This window comes from Micromonospora sp. NPDC005203, from assembly GCF_042872705.1.
Taxonomy (GTDB): domain Bacteria; phylum Actinomycetota; class Actinomycetes; order Mycobacteriales; family Micromonosporaceae; genus Micromonospora.
This window is the reverse complement of sequence record NZ_JBIAKV010000006.1, coordinates 225,752-243,212: the sequence shown is the minus strand read 5'-3', so window position 1 is coordinate 243,212 and position 17,461 is coordinate 225,752. Positions and strand designations below refer to the sequence as shown.

The following is a 17,461-nucleotide window of genomic DNA, read 5'->3' as shown; positions in this document are numbered from 1 at the left end:
CCGTACGCCCGCCGTCGCCAGGTCCGGCGGGGCGGTCAGCGGGTGGCAGGCAGCCGGTGCAGGGCGTCGACCAGCGGGGCCAGCTCGGGGGTGGCCTCCGCCTGGGCGAGCGCGTCGCTGAGCACCCGGTCATGGGTGGGGCGGGTCCGGGCGAGCAGCTCGGAGCCGGCCGGCGTCAGCTCGGTGTAGATCCCGCGCCGGTCGTCGGCGCAGAGGATGCGGGTCAGCAGCCCCCGCTGTTCGAGGCGGGTGACCAGCCGGGTGGTGGCGCTGCCGGAGAGCGCGGCGGCGCGGGCGAGCTGGCTCATCCGCATGTGCCAGCCGTCCTGGCGCGAGAGCGCGTCGAGCACCGTGTATTCGACGACGGACAGGTCGTGGCCGGCCTGCAACGCCCGTTCCAAGGAAGTCTCGATCAACCCGTGCAGGGCGGCGAGGGTGCGCCAGCCCTGCGCGCGGATCTCGACCGCGTCGTCGGCGATGCCCATGCCGGCCTCCTCGGGTGTGCTCTCGACGGCTCAGGCTACCACGCTTGCGCCGATATCCAGCGCGTGCAAGTATTTCGTTGTCGACGCGCGTAGTTGCACGCGCCGTACATCTGCCCTCTTCCCGATGGGAAAGCCATGTCCGTACGCCACAAGTCCCTGCCACCCGGCCTGATCGCGCTGGCCATCGGCGCCTTCGGCATCGGGCTCACCGAATTCGTGATCATGGGGCTGCTGCCCGAGGTGGCCGCCGACTTCGACGTCACCGAACCGGTCGCCGGCTGGCTGATCTCCGGCTACGCGCTCAGCGTGGCCGTCGGCGGGGTGGCCCTTACCGCGGCGGTCACCCGACTGCCGCGCAGGCCGGTGCTGCTCGGCCTGATGGTGCTGTTCATCATCGGCAACCTGCTCTCCGCCGTCGCCGGCGACTACGCCGTGATGATGGCCGGCCGGATCGTCGCCGCGCTCTGCCACGGCGCGTTCTTCGGCATCGGCGCCGTGGTGGCCGCCGGCCTGGTCGCGCCGGCCCGCCGGGCGGGCGCCATCGCCATGATGTTCGCCGGTCTGACCATCGCGAACGTGCTCGGCGTGCCCTTCGGCACCTTCCTCGGGCAGCACTTCGGCTGGCGGTCGACGTTCTGGGCGATCACCGCGATCGGCGTGGTGGCACTGATCGGGCTGGCCCTGCTCATCCCGGCCGGCGACACCGCGAACGCCGACCGTCCGGCCGGTGGGCTGCGCGGCGAGTTGCGGGCCTTCACCCACTCGCAGGTCTGGTTGTCGCTGGTGATCACGGTCCTGGGCTTTGGCGGCATGTTCGGCGCGTTCACCTACATCGCCTACACCCTCACCGAGGTCAGCGGCTTCGCCAGCAGCACCGTGCCGTGGCTGCTCGTCCTCTTCGGCGTGGGGCTCTTCGTCGGCAACCTGCTCGGCGGCCGGGCTGCGGACAGGTCACTGTCGCGCACCCTGGTCACCGTTCTGGCGGTGCTCACCGTGGTGCTCGTCGGCTTCGCGCTGACCGCCACCAACCCGGTGCTGACAATCGTCGCGTTGGTGCTGATGGGTGGGTTCGGCTTCGCCACCGTGCCGCCGTTGCAGATGCGGATCATGCACTACGCCCACCAGGCGCCGACCCTCGCGTCCGGGGCGAACATCGCGGCGTTCAACCTCGGCAACGCGCTGGGCGCCTGGATCGGCGGGGTGACGATCGCCGCCGGGCTCGGCTACACCTCGCCGATCTGGGCCGGCGCGGCGCTGACCCTGGTCGGCCTGGGCGTCCTGCTGGCAGCGCTGCGGCTGGCCCGCCGCCAAGAGCCGGCGAACGCCGACGCGGCCCTGGTGGACACAGCGGCCTGACCGGGCAGACGCGCGGACGCGGGGCCGGGCATCCGCCCGACCCCGCGTCACTCTGATCATCGCCCTGCCATCTTCCCGCAATTGCAAGTTATGTGCAACAAGACCTGGACAACGCGGTCGGTACGTAACTAGCCTGCTTGCCATGAGTCCTTACATTTTGGAGCCCTGGTCCTGGCAGGAGAGCTGGGATCGCCAGCAGGAGGCGTTCATGCCGGACCGGGAACACCGGTTCGCCATCATGCTGGACACCGTCGACGCGGTGCTCGACGGTCGGCCGCCGCGCGTGCTCGACCTGGCCGGCGGCACCGGCACGATCTCGCTGCGGACACTGGCGCGCTTCCCCGACGCCGAGGTGACCCTGCTGGACCTCGACCCGGCACTGCTGGCCATCGCCGGGGCCACACTTGCCGACCGGGCCGCCATCGTCCCGGCCGATCTCGGCACCCCCGAGTGGCGCGCCGCGCTCCCCCACCGCGACTACGACGCCGTTCTCACCGCCACCGCCCTGCACTGGCTGCCGGCCGACCGGCTCGGGCACCTCTACGCCGAGCTACGCGACGTGCTGCGGCCGGGCGGAGTCTTCGTCAACGCCGACCACATGCCCGACGACACCCTGCCGGAGCTGACCAAGCGGCTGATGGACCGGGCCCGGGACCGGCGCAACGCCCGCTACGCCGCCGGCGCGGTGCTGTCCTGGTCGGACTGGTGGGAGCGGGCCGGGGCCGACCCGGCGCTGGCCCCGCTGGTCACCCAACGGCAGGACATCTACCCGACCGGGCACAGCCCGGACTGGAGCCCGCCGGCCTCCTGGCACCTGGCCGCACTCACCGCCGCCGGGTTCAGCGAGGTCGGCACGGTGTGGCGTGGCGGTCCGGACGCCGCCGTCGCAGCGGTGCGCTGAACCGGCCGTCGCGGCAACGCGCTGAACCCGCCGTGGCCGCAGGCTCGCTGACGCGGCCGTCGCCGGCACTACGCTGAGGACTCGTGCCAGAGCCATTCGAGCCGCGTACCGACCCCGACGTCGACCTACACCTCCCCGCCGACCGCCACGAGCTGACCGCGCGCCCCGCGACGATTCTCGCCACCATCGCGGCCGGCGGGGTGCTCGGTGCGCTGGCCCGGGCCGGCCTGCAACACGCCGCCCCGCACCCGCCGACCGGTTTCCCCTGGGCGACGTTCGGCATCAACCTGTCCGGTTGCCTGCTGATCGGGGTGCTGATGGCGACGCTCGGGCAGCTCGGTGGTGGGCATCCTTTGGCCCGCCCGTTCCTCGGGGTGGGGGTGCTCGGCGGGTTCACCACGTTCTCCGCCTACGCGGTCGACATCCAGCAGGCGCTGGTCGCGGGTGCTCCGGGCACCGCGCTGGCGTACCTGGCGGCGACGCTGCTCGGGGCGCTCGTCGCGGTCGGGCTGGGCGACGCCGCCACCACCGCCCTCCTGGGCCGGCGGGCAACCCGGTGACCGTGCTGCTCATCGCCCTGGGGGCGGCCGTCGGGGCGCCGTTGCGCTACCTCGCCGACCGGGCCGTGCAGTCCCGGCACGACTCGGCGTTTCCCTGGGGCACACTCACCGTCAACGTGGTCGGCTCGCTGCTACTCGGCGTGCTCGTCGGGTGGCCGAGCGGCCCGGCGGTCACCGCGCTGCTCGGCACCGGATTCTGCGGGGCGCTGACCACCTACTCCACCTTCAGCTACGAGACGCTGCGGCTGACCCGGGGCGGTCACCGCCTCCTCGCGCTGGCCAATGTCGTGGGCAGCGTCGTCGCCGGGCTCGCCGCGGCCACCGCCGGTTATGCCCTGGCCCGCGCCCTGACCGGCTGACCTGCGCGAATCGCGCCCTGAACAGGGAACACACCGGGGGTATATACCCGAGGTATACCCCCGGTGTAGTCTCCTCCCATGAGCGTGCCACTGACCCTTCTCGGCCTCCTCGAACGAGAGCCCAGCCACGGCTATGACCTGAAGCGCGACTACGACGCCTTCTTCGGCCGGGGCAAGCCACTGCCGTTCGGCCAGGTCTACTCCACCCTCAGCCGACTGGCCCGCGACGGCAAGGTGGTGATCAGCGACGTCGCGCCCGGCTCCGGCCCCGACCGCAAGCGCTACGTCATCACCGACCTGGGCGCGACCGAGGTCCAGCAGTGGCTGACCCAGCCGGTCGACCCGGAGCCGCACCTGCAGACGGTGCTCTTCGCCAAGGTCGTGCTCGCGCTGATGCTCGAACGTCCCGCCGACGAATACCTCGACACCCAGCGCAGCGCACACCTGCACCGGATGCGCGAGCTCACCGAGATCAAGCGCGCCGGCAACCTGGTCGACGCGCTGCTGGCCGACCACGGCCTCTACCACCTGGAGGCGGACCTCCGATGGATCGAGATGACAAGCGCCCGGCTGGACGCCCTGCGCAAGGAGGTGCGGCCGTGAGCGTCGTGATCGAAGCACGGGACGTGCAGTTCTCGTTCGGCCAGACGCCCGCCCTGCGTGGCGCACGCGTGGCCGTCGGCGCGGGCGAGATTCTCGCCATCATGGGTCCCAGCGGCTCGGGCAAGTCCACCCTGTTGCACTGCCTGGCCGGCATCCTCGTGCCCGACTCCGGCGAGATCCTCTTCGACGGGACCCGGATCGACACCATGACCGAGACCCAGCGCAGCAGCCTGCGCCGAGACCGCTTCGGTTTCGTGTTCCAGTTCGGTCAGCTCGTCCCCGAGCTGACCGCCGTGGAGAACGTCGCCCTGCCGCTGTTGCTCAGCGGCGTACACCGCAAGCAGGCGCTGCCGAAGGCGAGCGCCTGGTTCGCGCGCCTGGGCCTGGACGGCCTGGAGCAGCGGCGCTCGGGTGAGCTGTCCGGCGGGCAGGCGCAACGGGTCGCCCTGGCCCGCGGCCTGGTCGCCGAGCCGCAGGTGCTCTTCGCCGACGAGCCGACCGGCGCGCTCGACTCGCTGACCGGCGAGCAGGTGATGGACCTGTTGGTCAGCGCTGCCCGCGAGCAGGGCACGACTGTCATCCTGGTGACCCACGAGGCCCGGATCGCCGCGTACGCCGACCGCGAGGTCATGGTCCGCGACGGGCGCGTGAACGCGCCGGACCGGATCGCCTCATGATCCGCTTCGGGCTCCGCCTCGCCGTGGCCGGCGGCCGTGAGGCGCTGACCCGCCTGCTCGTCATCGCCGCCGCCGTCGCGATCGGCAGTGCGCTGCTGCTGACCACCCTGGCCGGAGTCAACGCGGTCAACGCCCAGCTCACCCGGTACGCCTCGATGTATCCCCAGGCCTCGGCCGGCGACGCCGACCCGCTGTGGTGGTCGACCCGGTTCGACTACTTCCACGGCAAGCAGATCATCCGGATCGACGTCGCCGCCACCGGCGCGACCGCGCCCACCCCGGTCGGTGTCCCGACCACCCCTGGTGCCGGCGAGTACTACGCCTCGCCCGCGTTGCGCGACCTGCTGGCCGCCCACCCGGCCGACCAACTGGGCGACCGCTACCCCGGGCGGGACCTGGGCACCGTCGGACCCGCCGCGCTGACCTCGCCGGACACCCTGCTCGTCATCGCCGGCGGCACGCCCGACCAGGTCGCCAAGCTGCCCGCCGCGAAGCAGGTCACAAGCGTCGGCGACACCCCCGCCCTCCCCGAGACCACAGTGAACCTCATCCTGGGCGTGATCGCCGGCGGGCTGCTGTTCCCGGTGCTGATCTTCATCGGCACCGCCACCCGGCTCAGCGCCGCCCGCCGGGAGCAGCGCTTCGCCGCGATGCGGCTGGTCGGCGCGACACCCCGCCAGATCGCGATCGTCGCCGCGGTGGAGGCGACCGCCGCGGCCGTCGCCGGAACCGCCGTCGGCTTCGGCCTGTTCTACGCGTTCCGCGGTCCGCTCGCGGGCATCCCGTTCACCGGCATGCCATTCTTGCCCAGCGACATGTCGCTGGGCGTGCTGGACGCCCTGCTGGTGGCGCTCGGCGTCCCGGCCGGCGCCGCGGTGGCGGCCCAGGTCTCGCTGCGCCGCGTACGGATCTCGCCGCTGGGCGTGACCCGCCGGGTCACCCCCCGCGTCCCGCGAGCGTACCGGCTGATCCCGGCCCTGCTCGGTGTCGCCGTGCTGTTCTTCGCCATCGGCTTCAAGCCGGAAACGTCCGACGGCCAGGCCGCGATCTTCCTGCCCGGCCTGCTGCTCATCATGGCCGGCCTGGTCCTCGCCGGCCCGTGGCTCACGATGGTTGGCGCCCGGGTCCTGGCCCGGTACGCCAACCGTCCGGCCACCCTCATCGCCGCGCGACGCCTCGCCGACAACCCGAAGGCCGGCTTCCGGGCGATCAGCGGCATCATGCTCGCGCTCTTCGTGACGAGCGTGGCCGTCGGCGTGATCACCACGATCATCGCCAACCGCGGCCCGGCGCCGGTCGGCTCGACCGAGGCGGGACAGGTGTCGCTCTACCTTCCTGAGGATGCACCGGCGACGCCTGACTCGCTCTTCACCGACCTACGCTCGATCACCGACGTGCGGTCCGTGTTCGCGGTGCGCCAGAACCCGGACTGGATGGGCGCGAGCGAGCCCGGCCTGATCGCGTGCGCCGAGATCCCGAGCGCGTACGGCCGGTGCGCCGAGGGCGCCACCGTCGCCGAGGTGGCGACGGGTCTCATCCCCTTCCGGCAGTCGGCGTCGTCCACCCGGGTCTGGCCCGCCGCGTCGGTCCCGCTCAGCGATCTCCAACGACTGCCGGTGATGTCGATCCTCGTCGACACGGACGGATCGGCAGCCGCCGTCGAACGTTCACGCACCGTCCTCGAGGCCGCCTTCCCGGCCTTCTGGGTGGCGCCGAACGTGCCCGGCGACTTCGAGTCGGACTTCGCCAACACGCTGCGTGGCTGGGAACAGCTGGCCAACGTCGTCATCGTCGCCAGCCTCGCGCTCGGCGGGTGCAGCCTCGCGGTCAGCGTCATCGGCGGTCTCACCGAACGCCGACGCCCGTTCAGCCTGCTGCGCCTCAGCGGCGCTCCGGTGCGCGTCCTGCGACGGGTGGTGGCGCTGGAGAGCGCCGTACCGATGCTCGCCGTCGCCGCCGTCGCCATCGGGATGGGCCTGCTCTCCGCGCACCTGTTCCTGCGGGCACAGATGCACTACTCGCTCGTCGCGCCGGAGCCCCGCTTCTACGTGATCGTGGTGATCGGGTTGGCCGCCTGCCTCGGTGTCATCGCCTCCACCCTGCCGCTGCTGGAACGCCTCACCGGCCCGGAGACCGCCCGCAGCGAGTAGCCGTCAGTCCGTCGGCCCGGTGGTCGTGAGAGCGACCACCGGGCCGAGGACGAAGACGGCCGGCGGACCGATGTCCTCCCGGGCGGCGAGCGCGCCGATCTCGTCCAGCCGGGCCGGCACGGACCGCTGGCCGGGATGCCCGGCGTCCTGCACGGCGAGCACCGGAGTCTCCGGGGGGCGGCCGTGCTCGATCAGCACTGCGGCGATCTTGGCGATGGTGTCGACGGCCATCAGGAGCACGACGGTCCCCCGGGCCCGGGCCAGCGCCGCCCAGTCGACGAGCGAGTCGGGGTGCCCGGGGGGCAGGTGCCCGGAGACCACCGTGACGTCGTGCGCCACTCCCCGGTGGGTGACCGGCACGCCGGCGAGGGCCGGTGCGGCGAGGGCGCTGCTCACCCCGGGGACCACTGTCACCGGCACACCGGCCGCCACGCAGGCCTGCACCTCCTCGTGGCCGCGTCCGAAGACGTACGGGTCGCCGCCCTTGAGCCGGACCACCCGGCGGCCGGCGCGCGCGTGCGTCACCAGGGCCTCGTTGATCGCCTCCTGGGCCATCGACGGGCCACGGGGCACCTTCGCGGCGTCCACCACCAGCACGTCGGGGCGCAGGCCGGCGAGCAACCCCTGCGGGGCGAGCCGGTCGACCACCACCACGTCGGCGGCGTCGAGCAGGGCCTTTCCTCGTACGGTGATCAGGTCGTCGGGTCCCGGCCCTCCGCCGACCACCGCCACCGACCCGTGACCGTGGTGCTGGTCGTGGTCGTGGTGCTGGTCGTGGTGCTGGCCGTGGTCGTGCCCGTGGTGATGGTGGTGACCGACCGGGTCGTCGGGGTGGTCGTGCGGGCGTTGCGGGCGGCCCACCTTGTCGGCGAAGCCGGGCATCAGCACCCGGTACGCGCAGGTGTCGCAGTTCATCCGGATGTCGCCGCCCAGCGCCTCGGCGTAACGCTCCCGCACCAGGTCGGCGAGGGCGTCGCAGTCGCCGATCACCTCGGCGACCCGCACGTCCAGGTCGGGGTGGGCGGCGGCGAACTCCGCCGACTGGGCGACGATCCGGTCGGGCAGCACCCCGGCGAACAGGAAGTACGGCGCCACGACGATCCGCCGCGCGCCGAGGCGGCGCAGCCGCTCCAGCACCGCCGGCACCGATGGTTGCGCCAGGGAGACGAAGCCCGGCTCGACACCGGCGTAGCCGCGCCCCTCCCAGAGCAGCCGGGCCACCTTGGCCACCTCGGCGTTGGCGTCCGGGTCGGTGGAGCCCCGCCCGATCAACGCCACCCACGTGCCGGCCCGGTCGGCCGTGTCCGGCTGAACCGTGCCGGCCAGCGCCGCGTCGGCCCGGTCGGTGCCTGCCAGCGCCGCGTCGATGCGTTCTTCGAGGGCTTCGTGCAGCAGCGGGTGCGGGCCGAGCGGGCGCCCGTAGCGGTAGGTCAGGCCCGGGTGCCGTTCCTGTTCCCGCGCCATCGCGGCGGGGATGTCGCCCTTGCCGTGCCCGGCGGCGGTGAGCACCAGGGGCAGCGCCACAAGGGCCCGGTGCCCGCGCGCGACGAGCGCGCCGACCGCGTCGGTCAGCGGCGGGCGGGACAGCTCGATGAAACCGCCCTCGACGTCGCCGACGTCACCGCGCCGACGGACCCGCTCGACGAGGGCGGCGAACTGGTCGACCCCGGCCGCGCTGCGCGTACCGTGCCCGACGATGACCAACCCGGTCATGACTTCTCCTCGATGTAGAGCAGGGCGTTGAGGGCGGCGGCGGCCACCGCCGAGCCGCCCTTCTCCCCCACGTTCGACACGGCGGGCAGGCCGCTGGCCCGCAGCGCCGCCTTCGACTCGGCGGCCCCCACGAAGCCGACCGGCAGGCCGACGACGAGCGCCGGCGCGGCGTCCAGGGTGAGGAGTTCGACGAGCGCGGTCGGCGCGCAGCCGACCACCCAGACCGCGCCCGGACCGACCCGGTCGAGGGCGATCCGCACGGCCGCCGCCGAACGGGTGATGCCGGCCGCGCGGCCCAGCTCGGCGGCGGCCGGCTCGGCGACCGGGCAGACCAACTCCCGGCCGGCGCGGGTGATGCCGGCGGCGACCATCGCCACGTCGGTGACGACGGGCGCCCCGGCGCGCAACGCGGCCAGCCCCGACCCCAGCGCGGCCTCGTCGCAGACCAGTTCGTCGACGTACGCGAGGTCGGCGCTGGCGTGCACCACCCGCTCGGTCACCGCGCGGCTCAGCGGCGGCAGGTGCGACAGGTCGACGCGTTCGCGCAGGATGCGGTACGACTCGACCTCGATCGGATGCACCACCCGGCTCATCGGGCTCCTCCAGCAGGGTCAGCGACGACGCGAATCGCGTCAGGGTCAGCGACGACGCGAATCGCGTCGACGGGGCAGATCTCCAGGCACTCCAGGCAGCCCGTGCACCGGTCGGCGCGGACCGTCAGGCCGCCGGCGACCGGCCGGATCGCGTGCGTGGGGCAGGTGAGCAGGCACGCGCCGCAGCCCTGGCAGGCGTCGATCGTCACGAGCGCCACCGGTACCCCCGAGGTGTCACCATCCGGCCGGCGACCAGCCTCGTGTCGCTGTTGCCGACCACCACCACGCTGTACATGTCGACGACGGCCGGGTCGAGGGTGGCCAGGGTGGCGAGGTGGACCCGTTCGCCGGGGCGGCTGGCGTTGCGGACCACCCCGACCGGGGTGCCCGGTGGCCGGTGGCCGGCGAGGATGCCGAGCGCCTTGCCGAGCTGCCAGTCCCGGGCGCGGCTGCGCGGGTTGTAGAACAGCGTCACGAAGTCACCCTCGGCCGCCGCGGTCACCCGGCGCTCGATGACCTCCCACGGGGTGTGCAGGTCGGACAGGCTCACGTAGGCGTGATCGTGGCCGAGGGGCGCGCCGAGCAGCGCGCCGGCGGCCAGCGCCGCGGTCACCCCAGGCACGCCCACCACGTCGATGCGCTCGTCGGCGTACTCCAGGGCGGGGCTGGCCATCGCGTACACCCCGGCGTCGCCGGAGCCGATCAGCGCGACCGCCCGACCGGCGACGGCCTCGGCGACAGCGGCGCGGGCCCGCGCCTCCTCCGCGCCCAGCCCGCTGGACAGCACCCGGGTGCCCGGGCGGAGCACGTCGCGGACCTGGTCGAGGTACTGGTCCAGGCCGACCACCACGGCCGCGCGGCGCAGCTCGGCCACCGCGCGAGGGGTGCGCAGGTCGGCCGCACCCGGTCCGAGCCCGACGACGGCGAGCCGGCCGCGTGGCGCGTGCCGGGCCACCGCCACGGTGGCCATCGCCGTCGCGGTCTTGCCCACCAGCAGCGTGGCGTCGTCCGGCCGGCCCGCGGGGCCGAGCAGCGCCGCGGCCTCCGCCACGCTCGGCGTGCCGACGGCGGCGCGGACCACCTCGCTGGGATGCGGCACGTCGACAGTCGCCAGCCGCCCCGCCGGCCAGGTCACCAGGGGTACGCCGAGCGCGTCGACGGTGCTGCGGATGCCCGCCTCGTCGGCCTTGATGTCGGCGGTGGCCACACAGCACAGGCTCGCCGGGTCGAGGCCGGCCTCGGCCAGCACCCGGTGCAGCAGCTCCGCCACCTCGGCCGCCGGTACGCCCCGACTCGCCCCGACGCCGGCGACAAGCGACGGTGGTCGCAGCACGGCGGTCCGCCCGTCCAGCGGCACCACCCGGTCGGTGACCACCAGCCGGTAACCGGCGCCCGCCGCCTCGTCGGTGTCGGCGCTGTCGGCACCGATTCCCGCGCCGACGGGCTGTGGGTGGACGTTCGGCGGCAGGGCGGGCAGCGGCCAGTGGGCGTCGGCGAACAGGTGGACCGGCTCGCCGTCCAGGATGGCCCGGGACACCGCGGCGACCGCACCGTGCACGGGCCAGCCGAGGGTGTCCAGCCCCGGCAGGCCGACCGTGTCGGTGGCGGTGGTGATCACCGGGCGGGCGTCCAGCAGGGCGCCGACCTGCTCGGCGAGGTCGTTGCCGCCGCCGGCGTGCCCGCCCAGCAGCGCCACGGCGTGCCGGGCCGCCTCGTCGACGACCACCACGGCCGGGTCGCGGCGCTTGTCGGTGAGCAGCGGCGCGAGGATCCGCACCACCGCGCCGGTGGCCAGGAACGCGACCACCGCGTCGCACTGCACCCAGGCGGTCCGCAGCGCGTCGGTGACGCTCTGTCCCTGCACCAGTCGTGCGTGTGGCCAGGCGGCGGCGACGGTGTGCGCGTGTCGGCGGCCGGCGGCGGTGGCCGCCACCAGCCCGATGTGGGCGGGCGGGTTCTGGTGGTTCACGGGCGCTCCCCGGTGAGGACGACCACCGGGTTGGTGGCCGCGAGGCGGATCGACCCACCGGGCAGGTCGGCGAGGCGGGCGGCGGAGAGCTGAGCGCCCTCGACCGTGTATCCGGCGGCGCGCAACAGACCCACGGCCGGCGCGACCCGGTCCAGGGCCGCCAGGGTGAGCACCACCCGCTCGGGTCGGCGGGCCACCACGGCGGCGAGGACGTCGACCCCGCCGCCGCCGACGAAGACCGCGTCCGGCTCGGGCAGGCCGACCAGCGCCTGCGGGGCTCGACCGGTGACGATCCGCACGTCGACCGCGTGCGCCGTCGCGTTGGCCCGGATGGTCGCGCCGGCCCCGGCGTCCTGTTCGACGGCGAGCACGGCCGCGCCGAGCAGCGCGCACTCGATGCCGACCGAGCCGCTGCCCGCGCCGATGTCCCAGATCAGCCGGCCCAGTCGGGGGCGGAGCCGGGCGACGACGAGGGCGCGCACCTCCGACTTCGTGATCATGGAGTCGCGGTGGGCGTACCGGCTCTCCGGCAACGCCCAGCCCTCGGCCGGGGCGGCGGCCGGCTGGTTGTCGGCGCGCATTCCATCGAGCACGAGCTGATCGCGGGCGGCGTCAGCCAGGTCGGCTGCGGCGTCGGGCCGGTCGGCTGCGGCGTCGGGGCGGTCGGCCGAGTCGGATGCGGCGAGGCTGAGCAGGACGTGCGGGTCGGCCCAGGTCTCGGCGGCGGCCTGTTGGGGAGTCACCGCGCGGATCCGTTCGGCGTCGGTGCCCAGGTGCTCGGCGACAAGCAGGCGGCGGGACCAGCCGATCAGTCCCTCGGCCAGCTCGCTGGCACCGGCGCCGGGCGCGGTCAGCACCGCGACCAGCGGCAGCGCCCGGCAGGCGTTCAGGGCCGGGCGCGGGTCGCGGCCGTGTGCGGTGACCACGGCGGCGCCGTCCCAGGGCAGGCCGGCGCGGGCGAACGCGGCGGCCACACTGGACACCGCCGGCACCACCCGCAGCGGCAGCCCGGCCGCGCGCAGCCGCCGGACGATGCCGAACAGGCCGGGGTCCCCGCTGGCCAGCACCACGGCGGGCACCCCGGCGGCGACGGCCCCGGCCAACCGGTGCAGGGCGGGGGCGAGTGGCCCGAGGGTGACGGTGTCCGCGCCGGCCGGTACGGGCACGACGGCCAGGTGCCGGGCGGCCCCGATGACCAGCCCGGCGGCGCCCAGCACGGGTCCGAGGGCGGGGTGTGGCGGTGCGCCGGCAGCGTCCAGGCCGACCACGGTCACGGCGTTCGCCGGAGCCGCCGACGCCCCTGGCGTCGCCGAGGCCCCCGCAACCATGCGCGTCATCGCGACCACCGGCCGGACGAGGCGACGACGTGCGCGCCGGCGAAGTCGACCATCGCCACGTCCACGGTGACCGTCGGCCCGGCGAAGCGCCGCAGCACCTGGCGGACCCGCTGGCAGAGCAGGTCGCCGGCCGGGGCGAGCAGCCCGGCGGCCTCCCACAGCTCGTACGCGTGCCGCCCGGTGTTCGCCGCGGTCACGGCGGCGACGAGCGTCGGGTCACCACCGGCCTCGGCGGTCACCGCGCCGAGCAGGGACAGATCCACCTTCGAGCGGGTGTAGTGGGTCATCAGGATGCCCGCCGCGAGTTTGGCCAGCTTGCCGGCCATGCCGACGAAGACCACGCCGGTCATCTCGTCACCCACGGCGGCCGTGACGGCGGCCCCGGTGAAGTCACCGACCTCGACGAAGCACACCTCGGGCAGGTCGGGCAGGAGCGCGCGGGCGGCCCGCTCGGTACGCCCGCCGGTGCAGAGCACCACGGTCCGCTCACCCTGGGCGGCCATCACGTGCACGGCCTGCACGACGCTGGCCCGCCAGGATGCGGTGGAGAACGGGCGCACGATTCCGGTGGTGCCGAGGATCGAGATGCCGCCGAGGATGCCGAGCCGTCGGTTGGTGGTCTTGCGCGCCATGATCTCGCCGCGGGGCACGCTGATCACCACCCGTACGCCGACCTCGCTGAGGTCGACCACCTCGGCCACCGCCTCGCCGATCATCCGGCGGGGGGTGTCGTTGATCGCCGGGCCGCCGACGGCGAGCCCGAGGCCGGGTTTGGTGACCGTGCCGACGCCGGTGCCGCCGGCGAGGCGCAGACCGGGAACATCGGTCCAGTCCACGGTGGCGGTCAGCTCGGCGCCGTGGGTGACGTCCGGGTCGTCGCCGGCGTCCTTGACCACCACCGCCTCGGCGCGAACCGGCGGCGAGCCGGTCAGCGCACAGCGTTCCACTCCGAAGCGCACCCGTTGCCCGGCGGGCAGGCCAATCTCCACATCCGGCTGAATCTCGCCGGTGACCAGCGCGGTGACCGCCGCCTTGGCCGCCGCCGTCGCGCACGCCCCGGTGGTCCAGCCGGTACGCAGGGCGGTGGGCCGGACCTTCGCGGTGCGCGGAAGGTCCGGCTCACGCAGCGGCGGCTCGGCGTACGTCATGGTGTGGCTGTCCCCCCGGTGCGGGCGCTGGCCTGGCGGCGCAGCTCGGCGCGGGCGGCCGGCTCGGCCCGGCGGAAGGTGTGGAAGTGCCCGGGGTGGTACAGGTGCGAGCGGGTGCCCTCGGCGGCGAGTGCCGGCCCGACCAGGAAGAGGGTGTGCTTCCACAGCTTGTGCTGCTTGACCGTCGCCTCCAGGGTGCCGACCGTGCAGCGCACCACCAGCTCGTCGGGCCAGGTCGCCTGGTACGCCACCACGGCCGGGGTGTCCTCCGGGTAGCCGCCGGCCAGCAGCTCGGCCTGCACCTGCCCGGAACGGGCGGCGGAGAGGAACAGCGCCATCGTGGTGCCGTGCCGGGCGAAGTCGCGGACCCGCTCGCCGGGCGGCATCGGGGTCTTGCCACCTTCGAGGCGGGTGAGGATGACCGACTGGGCCACCTCGGGCACGGTCAGCTCCCGCCCGACGATCGCCGCGACAGCGGTGAACGAGGACACCCCGGGCACGATCTCCACGGCCAGGTCGAGTGCCCGGCACACGTCCAGTTGCTCCTGCACCGCGCCCCACAGCGCCGGGTCCCCGGAGTGGATCCGGGCCACGGTCAGCCCCTGCTCGGCGGCCCGCTGGTAGAGCGGCAGCACGCCCTCGATGGGCAGCTGCGACGAGTCGATGATCTCCGCGTCGGGGCGGGCGTGGTCGAGCACGTCGGCGTGCACCAGGCTGGCCGCCCAGATCACGATGTCCGCCTCGGCGATCACCCGGGCGGCCCGCAGGGTCAGCAGGTCCGCCGCCCCCGGACCGGCTCCGACGAACCACACCTTGCCGTCGCTTGTCACAGTTTTCCTCCTCGGTGCTCGCGGCGGGCCGGGACCAGCAGCGTCGACAGGTACGGCAGGTCGTTCGTGGTCTCGTCGACCGGGCCGATGTGTTCACCGGGCAGCCCCAGCCTGCGCCCGAGCACCGCGTCGGAGAGCCGGCCCTGTCGGCGCAGCTCGGCGAGCAACTCCGGGTGCCGCCGCCAGCCCTTGTAGGCGACCACGGTGCCCGGCCCGGCGAGGGCGTCGGCGAACAGCGCCAGGCCGGCGGTGGCCGGCAGCAGGGTGAGCGGTTCGCGTCCCTCGCAGAGCGGGGTGCCGCTGCGCGCGGCCAGCTCCTGCATGGCGGTGACGCCGGGCACGGTCGCCACCCGCACCGCCGGGCGCAGCGCCCGGACGCTCTGCGCCAGGTAGCCGAAGGTGGAGTAGACGTTGGGATCGCCGATGGTGGCGAACGCCAGGGACCGCGCGCCCGCGTCGAGCGCCTCGACCACCACCCGGGCCGCGTCGTCCCAGGCCGCCGCCCGGCGGGCGGTCACCCCACCCCGGTCGTCCAGGGCAAACGGCAACCGGCGCAGCCGGTCCGCCGCGACGTGGGAACGCACGGTCGCCTCGGCCCGCCCGGCGTCCGCACCCGCCGGCGTCGCGGCGTCGGTCGCGGCGGTCGCGATCCGGTCCGCCATCACGGGTACGAAGACCAGGTCGGCCTCGCGCAGCACCCGCACCGCCTTGACGGTGAGCAGTTCCGGGTCACCCGGGCCGACCCCCACCCCGGTAAGCGTGGCGTCACCGGTCCGGCTGTCGTGGGCGCGCTGCGCGTCGGCGCTCATCGGCACGCCTCGACCAGTCGACGGGCCGCCTCCGGGTGACCGGCCCAGTGGGTGTGCAGGTAGGAGGCGTGCACCCGACGGCTCACGAAGCCGTGCTGCGCGTCGTCCCAGCGCCACGCCGGCCGGTCGCCGTGCCCCGGGTCGGTGGTGGTGCGGTGGAACTCGTGGCCGCGTACCGGCTCGCCGGCGCGGGCCACCGGGGAGTCGGTGACGGCCACGGCCTCGCGGTAGCCGAGGGTGAGCCGGCCGGTCATCCGGGCGGTCAGGTCCAGCCGCCCGCACATCGGTACGCCGTCCAGGGACCGCCCGAGGTAGAGCAGTCCGGCGCACTCGGCCACGATCGGCCCGTCGAAGTCGGCCAGCTCGGCGCGGAGCGTGCTGTTGCCGGCCAGCGCCTCCGCGTACGCCTCGGGGAAGCCGCCGCCGATGACCACCGCGCGGGTGTCGGCGGGCAGCATCGGGTCGCGCAGCGGGTCGAGGGTGACCACGTCCGCGCCGGCCGCGGTGAGCAGTTCCGCGGTCTCCGCGTACGAGAAGGTGAAGGCCGGGCCACCGGCGAGCGCGACCCGTGGCCGCCCGACGCCGGCCGGCCCGCCGACGGCGGTGACCGGGTCCCACGCCGGGGCGGTCAGCGGCCCGGCGGTGCGGGCCAGGTCCAGCACGGCGTCGAGGTCCACGGTGGCCTCGACCAGCTCGGCCAGCGCGGTGACGATCGCCAGGGACTCGGGTGCCCGCTCGGCGACCGGGACCAGCCCGAGGTGCCGGGCCGGCGCGGCCACCTCGACGGCGCGGGTGACGGCCCCGAGCACCGGTACGCCCACCTCGGCTAGGGCGTCGCGCAGCAGCGTCTCGTGTCGGGGTGAGCCGACCCGGTTGAGGATCACCCCGCCGATCCGTACGGCCGGGTCGAAGGCGGCCATGCCCAGCGTCAGCGCGGCGGCCGAGCGGCCCTGCGCGGTGGTGTCCAGCACCAGCAGCACGGGCGCGTCGATCAGCCGGGCGACGTGCGCGGTGGAGGCGTAGTCGCGCCGGCCCACGGCACCGTCGTGCAGGCCCATGACGCCCTCGACGACGGCGATGTCGGCAGGTGTCGGGACGCTCGCGCCGTGGCGCAGCAGAGCGGCGATCCGCTCGGCCCCGACCAGGAACGGGTCGAGGTTGCGCCCGGGCCGCCCGGCGGCGAGCGCGTGGTAGCCGGGGTCGATGTAGTCGGGGCCGACCTTGTGCGGGCTGACCGTCAGGCCGCGACGGCGCAGCGCGGCGAGCAGCCCGGTGGCGACAGTCGTCTTGCCGTGGCCGCTGGCCGGCGCGGCGACCACCAGCCGGGGCAGCGGCCACGGGTCTACGGGGGCGGTCACCACTCGATGCCCTTCTGGCCCTTCTGGCCGGCGTCCATCGGGTGCTTGACCTTGGTCAGCTCGGCCACCAGGTCGGCGGCGGCGACCAGGCGCGGGTCGGCGTCCCGACCGGTGATCACGACGTGTTGGAAACCGGGCCGGTCGGCCAGGGTGGCGACCACCTCGTCGACGTCCACCCAGCCCCACTTCATCGGGTAGGTGAACTCGTCCAGCACGTACAGCCCGTAGCGCTCGGCGGCCAGGTCACGCTGGATCTGCCGCCAGCCCTCCAGGGCGTCGGCGGCGTGGTCGGCCTCGCCGCCGCGCTGGATCCACGACCAGCCCTCACCCATCTTGTGCCAGGCCACCGGCGCGCCCTCGCCGGTGCGCTCGTGCACCTCGCCGAGCGCGCGGAAGGCGTTCTCCTCCCCCACCCGCCACTTGGCGCTCTTGACGAACTGGAACACGCCGATCGGCAGACCGGCCGTCCAGGCCCGCAACGCCAACCCGAAGGCGGCGGTCGACTTTCCCTTCATCTGTCCGGTGTGGACGATCAGCAAGGGTCGGTGCCGCCGCTGCCGGGTGGTCAACCCGTCGGCGGGCACGTGACTCGGCTGTCCCTGCGGCATCAGCA

The 17,461-nt window shown here is 74.5% G+C and carries 18 protein-coding genes; 7 read left to right on the top strand and 11 right to left on the bottom strand.

Translation table 11 applies throughout. The features are described from left to right. Positions 1 to 35: 35 nt before the first annotated feature. Positions 36 to 485: a MarR family winged helix-turn-helix transcriptional regulator gene (locus ACFYPM_RS16600; RefSeq protein WP_387197022.1), complete on the bottom strand. Its 450-nt coding sequence runs from the start codon at positions 483 to 485 to the stop codon at positions 36 to 38. A 135-nt stretch (positions 486 to 620) separates the two neighbouring features. On the opposite strand from ACFYPM_RS16600, the gene ACFYPM_RS16595 reads away from it, so the two are divergent. The 7 genes from ACFYPM_RS16595 (at position 621) to ACFYPM_RS16565 (ending at position 7,091) form a co-directional block, all read left to right on the top strand. Further along, positions 621 to 1,841 (top strand): MFS transporter, encoded by a 1,221-nt coding sequence (locus tag ACFYPM_RS16595; RefSeq protein WP_387197019.1) that lies wholly within the window; start codon positions 621 to 623, stop codon positions 1,839 to 1,841. A gap of 142 nt (positions 1,842 to 1,983) precedes the next feature. After that, positions 1,984 to 2,742 carry a class I SAM-dependent methyltransferase gene (locus ACFYPM_RS16590; protein WP_387197016.1) on the top strand — a complete coding sequence of 253 codons (759 nt, stop codon included), beginning with the start codon at positions 1,984 to 1,986 and terminating at the stop codon, positions 2,740 to 2,742. 83 nt (positions 2,743 to 2,825) lie between these two features. After that, positions 2,826 to 3,302 carry a fluoride efflux transporter FluC gene (locus tag ACFYPM_RS16585; protein ID WP_387197013.1) on the top strand — a complete coding sequence of 159 codons (477 nt, stop codon included), beginning with the start codon at positions 2,826 to 2,828 and terminating at the stop codon, positions 3,300 to 3,302. Then, positions 3,299 to 3,661 carry a fluoride efflux transporter CrcB gene (crcB, locus tag ACFYPM_RS16580; protein WP_387197010.1) on the top strand — a complete coding sequence of 121 codons (363 nt, stop codon included), beginning with the start codon at positions 3,299 to 3,301 and terminating at the stop codon, positions 3,659 to 3,661. The genes ACFYPM_RS16585 and crcB overlap by 4 nt, the downstream gene beginning before the upstream one ends. 78 nt (positions 3,662 to 3,739) lie before the next feature. After that, entirely contained in the window at positions 3,740 to 4,264 is a 525-nt protein-coding gene (locus ACFYPM_RS16575; RefSeq protein WP_387197006.1) for a PadR family transcriptional regulator, read from the top strand. Beyond that, positions 4,261 to 4,941: an ABC transporter ATP-binding protein gene (locus ACFYPM_RS16570; protein ID WP_387197003.1), complete on the top strand. Its 681-nt coding sequence runs from the start codon at positions 4,261 to 4,263 to the stop codon at positions 4,939 to 4,941. Before ACFYPM_RS16575 ends, ACFYPM_RS16570 begins: the two co-directional genes overlap by 4 nt. Continuing rightward, positions 4,938 to 7,091 carry an FtsX-like permease family protein gene (locus ACFYPM_RS16565; protein WP_387197000.1) on the top strand — a complete coding sequence of 718 codons (2,154 nt, stop codon included), beginning with the start codon at positions 4,938 to 4,940 and terminating at the stop codon, positions 7,089 to 7,091. The genes ACFYPM_RS16570 and ACFYPM_RS16565 overlap by 4 nt, the downstream gene beginning before the upstream one ends. A 3-nt stretch (positions 7,092 to 7,094) precedes the next feature. On the opposite strand, the gene cobA is transcribed toward ACFYPM_RS16565, so the two are convergent. Genes cobA through cobO form a run of 10 tightly spaced genes read right to left on the bottom strand, consistent with a single transcriptional unit; the run spans position 7,095 to position 17,456 of the window. Next, the gene (gene cobA, locus ACFYPM_RS16560; RefSeq protein WP_387196997.1) at positions 7,095 to 8,804 is read right to left on the bottom strand and encodes a uroporphyrinogen-III C-methyltransferase; all 1,710 of its coding nucleotides are present in this window, start codon (positions 8,802 to 8,804) and stop codon (positions 7,095 to 7,097) included. Beyond that, positions 8,801 to 9,397, bottom strand: coding sequence for a precorrin-8X methylmutase (locus ACFYPM_RS16555; protein ID WP_387196994.1), 597 nt, complete (start codon positions 9,395 to 9,397; stop codon positions 8,801 to 8,803). The genes cobA and ACFYPM_RS16555 overlap by 4 nt, the downstream gene beginning before the upstream one ends. Then, positions 9,394 to 9,615: a DUF362 domain-containing protein gene (locus tag ACFYPM_RS16550; RefSeq protein WP_387196991.1), complete on the bottom strand. Its 222-nt coding sequence runs from the start codon at positions 9,613 to 9,615 to the stop codon at positions 9,394 to 9,396. The genes ACFYPM_RS16555 and ACFYPM_RS16550 overlap by 4 nt, the downstream gene beginning before the upstream one ends. Beyond that, complete coding sequence (gene cobJ / locus ACFYPM_RS16545) at positions 9,603 to 11,366, bottom strand: precorrin-3B C(17)-methyltransferase (protein ID WP_387196988.1); 1,764 nt, start codon at positions 11,364 to 11,366, stop codon at positions 9,603 to 9,605. The genes ACFYPM_RS16550 and cobJ overlap by 13 nt, the downstream gene beginning before the upstream one ends. Next, positions 11,363 to 12,703, bottom strand: a complete 1,341-nt coding sequence (cbiE, locus tag ACFYPM_RS16540; RefSeq protein ID WP_387196986.1) for a precorrin-6y C5,15-methyltransferase (decarboxylating) subunit CbiE — start codon at positions 12,701 to 12,703, stop codon at positions 11,363 to 11,365. Before cbiE ends, cobJ begins: the two co-directional genes overlap by 4 nt. Further along, the gene (locus tag ACFYPM_RS16535) at positions 12,700 to 13,851 is read right to left on the bottom strand and encodes a cobalt-precorrin-5B (C(1))-methyltransferase (protein WP_387196983.1); all 1,152 of its coding nucleotides are present in this window, start codon (positions 13,849 to 13,851) and stop codon (positions 12,700 to 12,702) included. The genes cbiE and ACFYPM_RS16535 overlap by 4 nt, the downstream gene beginning before the upstream one ends. After that, the gene (cobM, locus tag ACFYPM_RS16530; RefSeq protein ID WP_365068170.1) at positions 13,848 to 14,681 is read right to left on the bottom strand and encodes a precorrin-4 C(11)-methyltransferase; all 834 of its coding nucleotides are present in this window, start codon (positions 14,679 to 14,681) and stop codon (positions 13,848 to 13,850) included. Before cobM ends, ACFYPM_RS16535 begins: the two co-directional genes overlap by 4 nt. Then, the gene (gene cobI, locus ACFYPM_RS16525; RefSeq protein WP_387196978.1) at positions 14,678 to 15,490 is read right to left on the bottom strand and encodes a precorrin-2 C(20)-methyltransferase; all 813 of its coding nucleotides are present in this window, start codon (positions 15,488 to 15,490) and stop codon (positions 14,678 to 14,680) included. The genes cobM and cobI overlap by 4 nt, the downstream gene beginning before the upstream one ends. Then, on the bottom strand, positions 15,487 to 16,848 hold the full coding sequence (locus tag ACFYPM_RS16520) for a cobyrinate a,c-diamide synthase (protein ID WP_387196975.1): 1,362 nt from the start codon (positions 16,846 to 16,848) through the stop codon (positions 15,487 to 15,489). Before ACFYPM_RS16520 ends, cobI begins: the two co-directional genes overlap by 4 nt. Then, positions 16,845 to 17,456 (bottom strand): cob(I)yrinic acid a,c-diamide adenosyltransferase, encoded by a 612-nt coding sequence (gene cobO / locus ACFYPM_RS16515; RefSeq protein ID WP_387196973.1) that lies wholly within the window; start codon positions 17,454 to 17,456, stop codon positions 16,845 to 16,847. The genes ACFYPM_RS16520 and cobO overlap by 4 nt, the downstream gene beginning before the upstream one ends. Positions 17,457 to 17,461: the final 5 nt, after the last annotated feature.

Excerpts from the sequence above, each read along its gene's own strand:
- ACFYPM_RS16575 (WP_387197006.1), top strand. The coding sequence starts at position 3,740 with ATGAGCGTGCCACTGACCCTTCTCGGCCTCCTCGAACGAGAGCCCAGC.
- ACFYPM_RS16595 (WP_387197019.1), top strand. The coding sequence starts at position 621 with ATGTCCGTACGCCACAAGTCCCTGCCACCCGGCCTGATCGCGCTGGCC.
- ACFYPM_RS16565 (WP_387197000.1), top strand. The coding sequence starts at position 4,938 with ATGATCCGCTTCGGGCTCCGCCTCGCCGTGGCCGGCGGCCGTGAGGCG.
- ACFYPM_RS16555 (WP_387196994.1), bottom strand. The coding sequence starts at position 9,397 with ATGAGCCGGGTGGTGCATCCGATCGAGGTCGAGTCGTACCGCATCCTG.
- ACFYPM_RS16600 (WP_387197022.1), bottom strand. The coding sequence starts at position 485 with ATGGGCATCGCCGACGACGCGGTCGAGATCCGCGCGCAGGGCTGGCGC.
- cobI (WP_387196978.1), bottom strand. The coding sequence starts at position 15,490 with ATGAGCGCCGACGCGCAGCGCGCCCACGACAGCCGGACCGGTGACGCC.
- cbiE (WP_387196986.1), bottom strand. The coding sequence starts at position 12,703 with ATGACGCGCATGGTTGCGGGGGCCTCGGCGACGCCAGGGGCGTCGGCG.
- cobA (WP_387196997.1), bottom strand. The coding sequence starts at position 8,804 with ATGACCGGGTTGGTCATCGTCGGGCACGGTACGCGCAGCGCGGCCGGG.
- cobO (WP_387196973.1), bottom strand. The coding sequence starts at position 17,456 with ATGCCGCAGGGACAGCCGAGTCACGTGCCCGCCGACGGGTTGACCACC.
- ACFYPM_RS16590 (WP_387197016.1), top strand. The coding sequence starts at position 1,984 with ATGAGTCCTTACATTTTGGAGCCCTGGTCCTGGCAGGAGAGCTGGGAT.
- ACFYPM_RS16535 (WP_387196983.1), bottom strand. The coding sequence starts at position 13,851 with ATGACGTACGCCGAGCCGCCGCTGCGTGAGCCGGACCTTCCGCGCACC.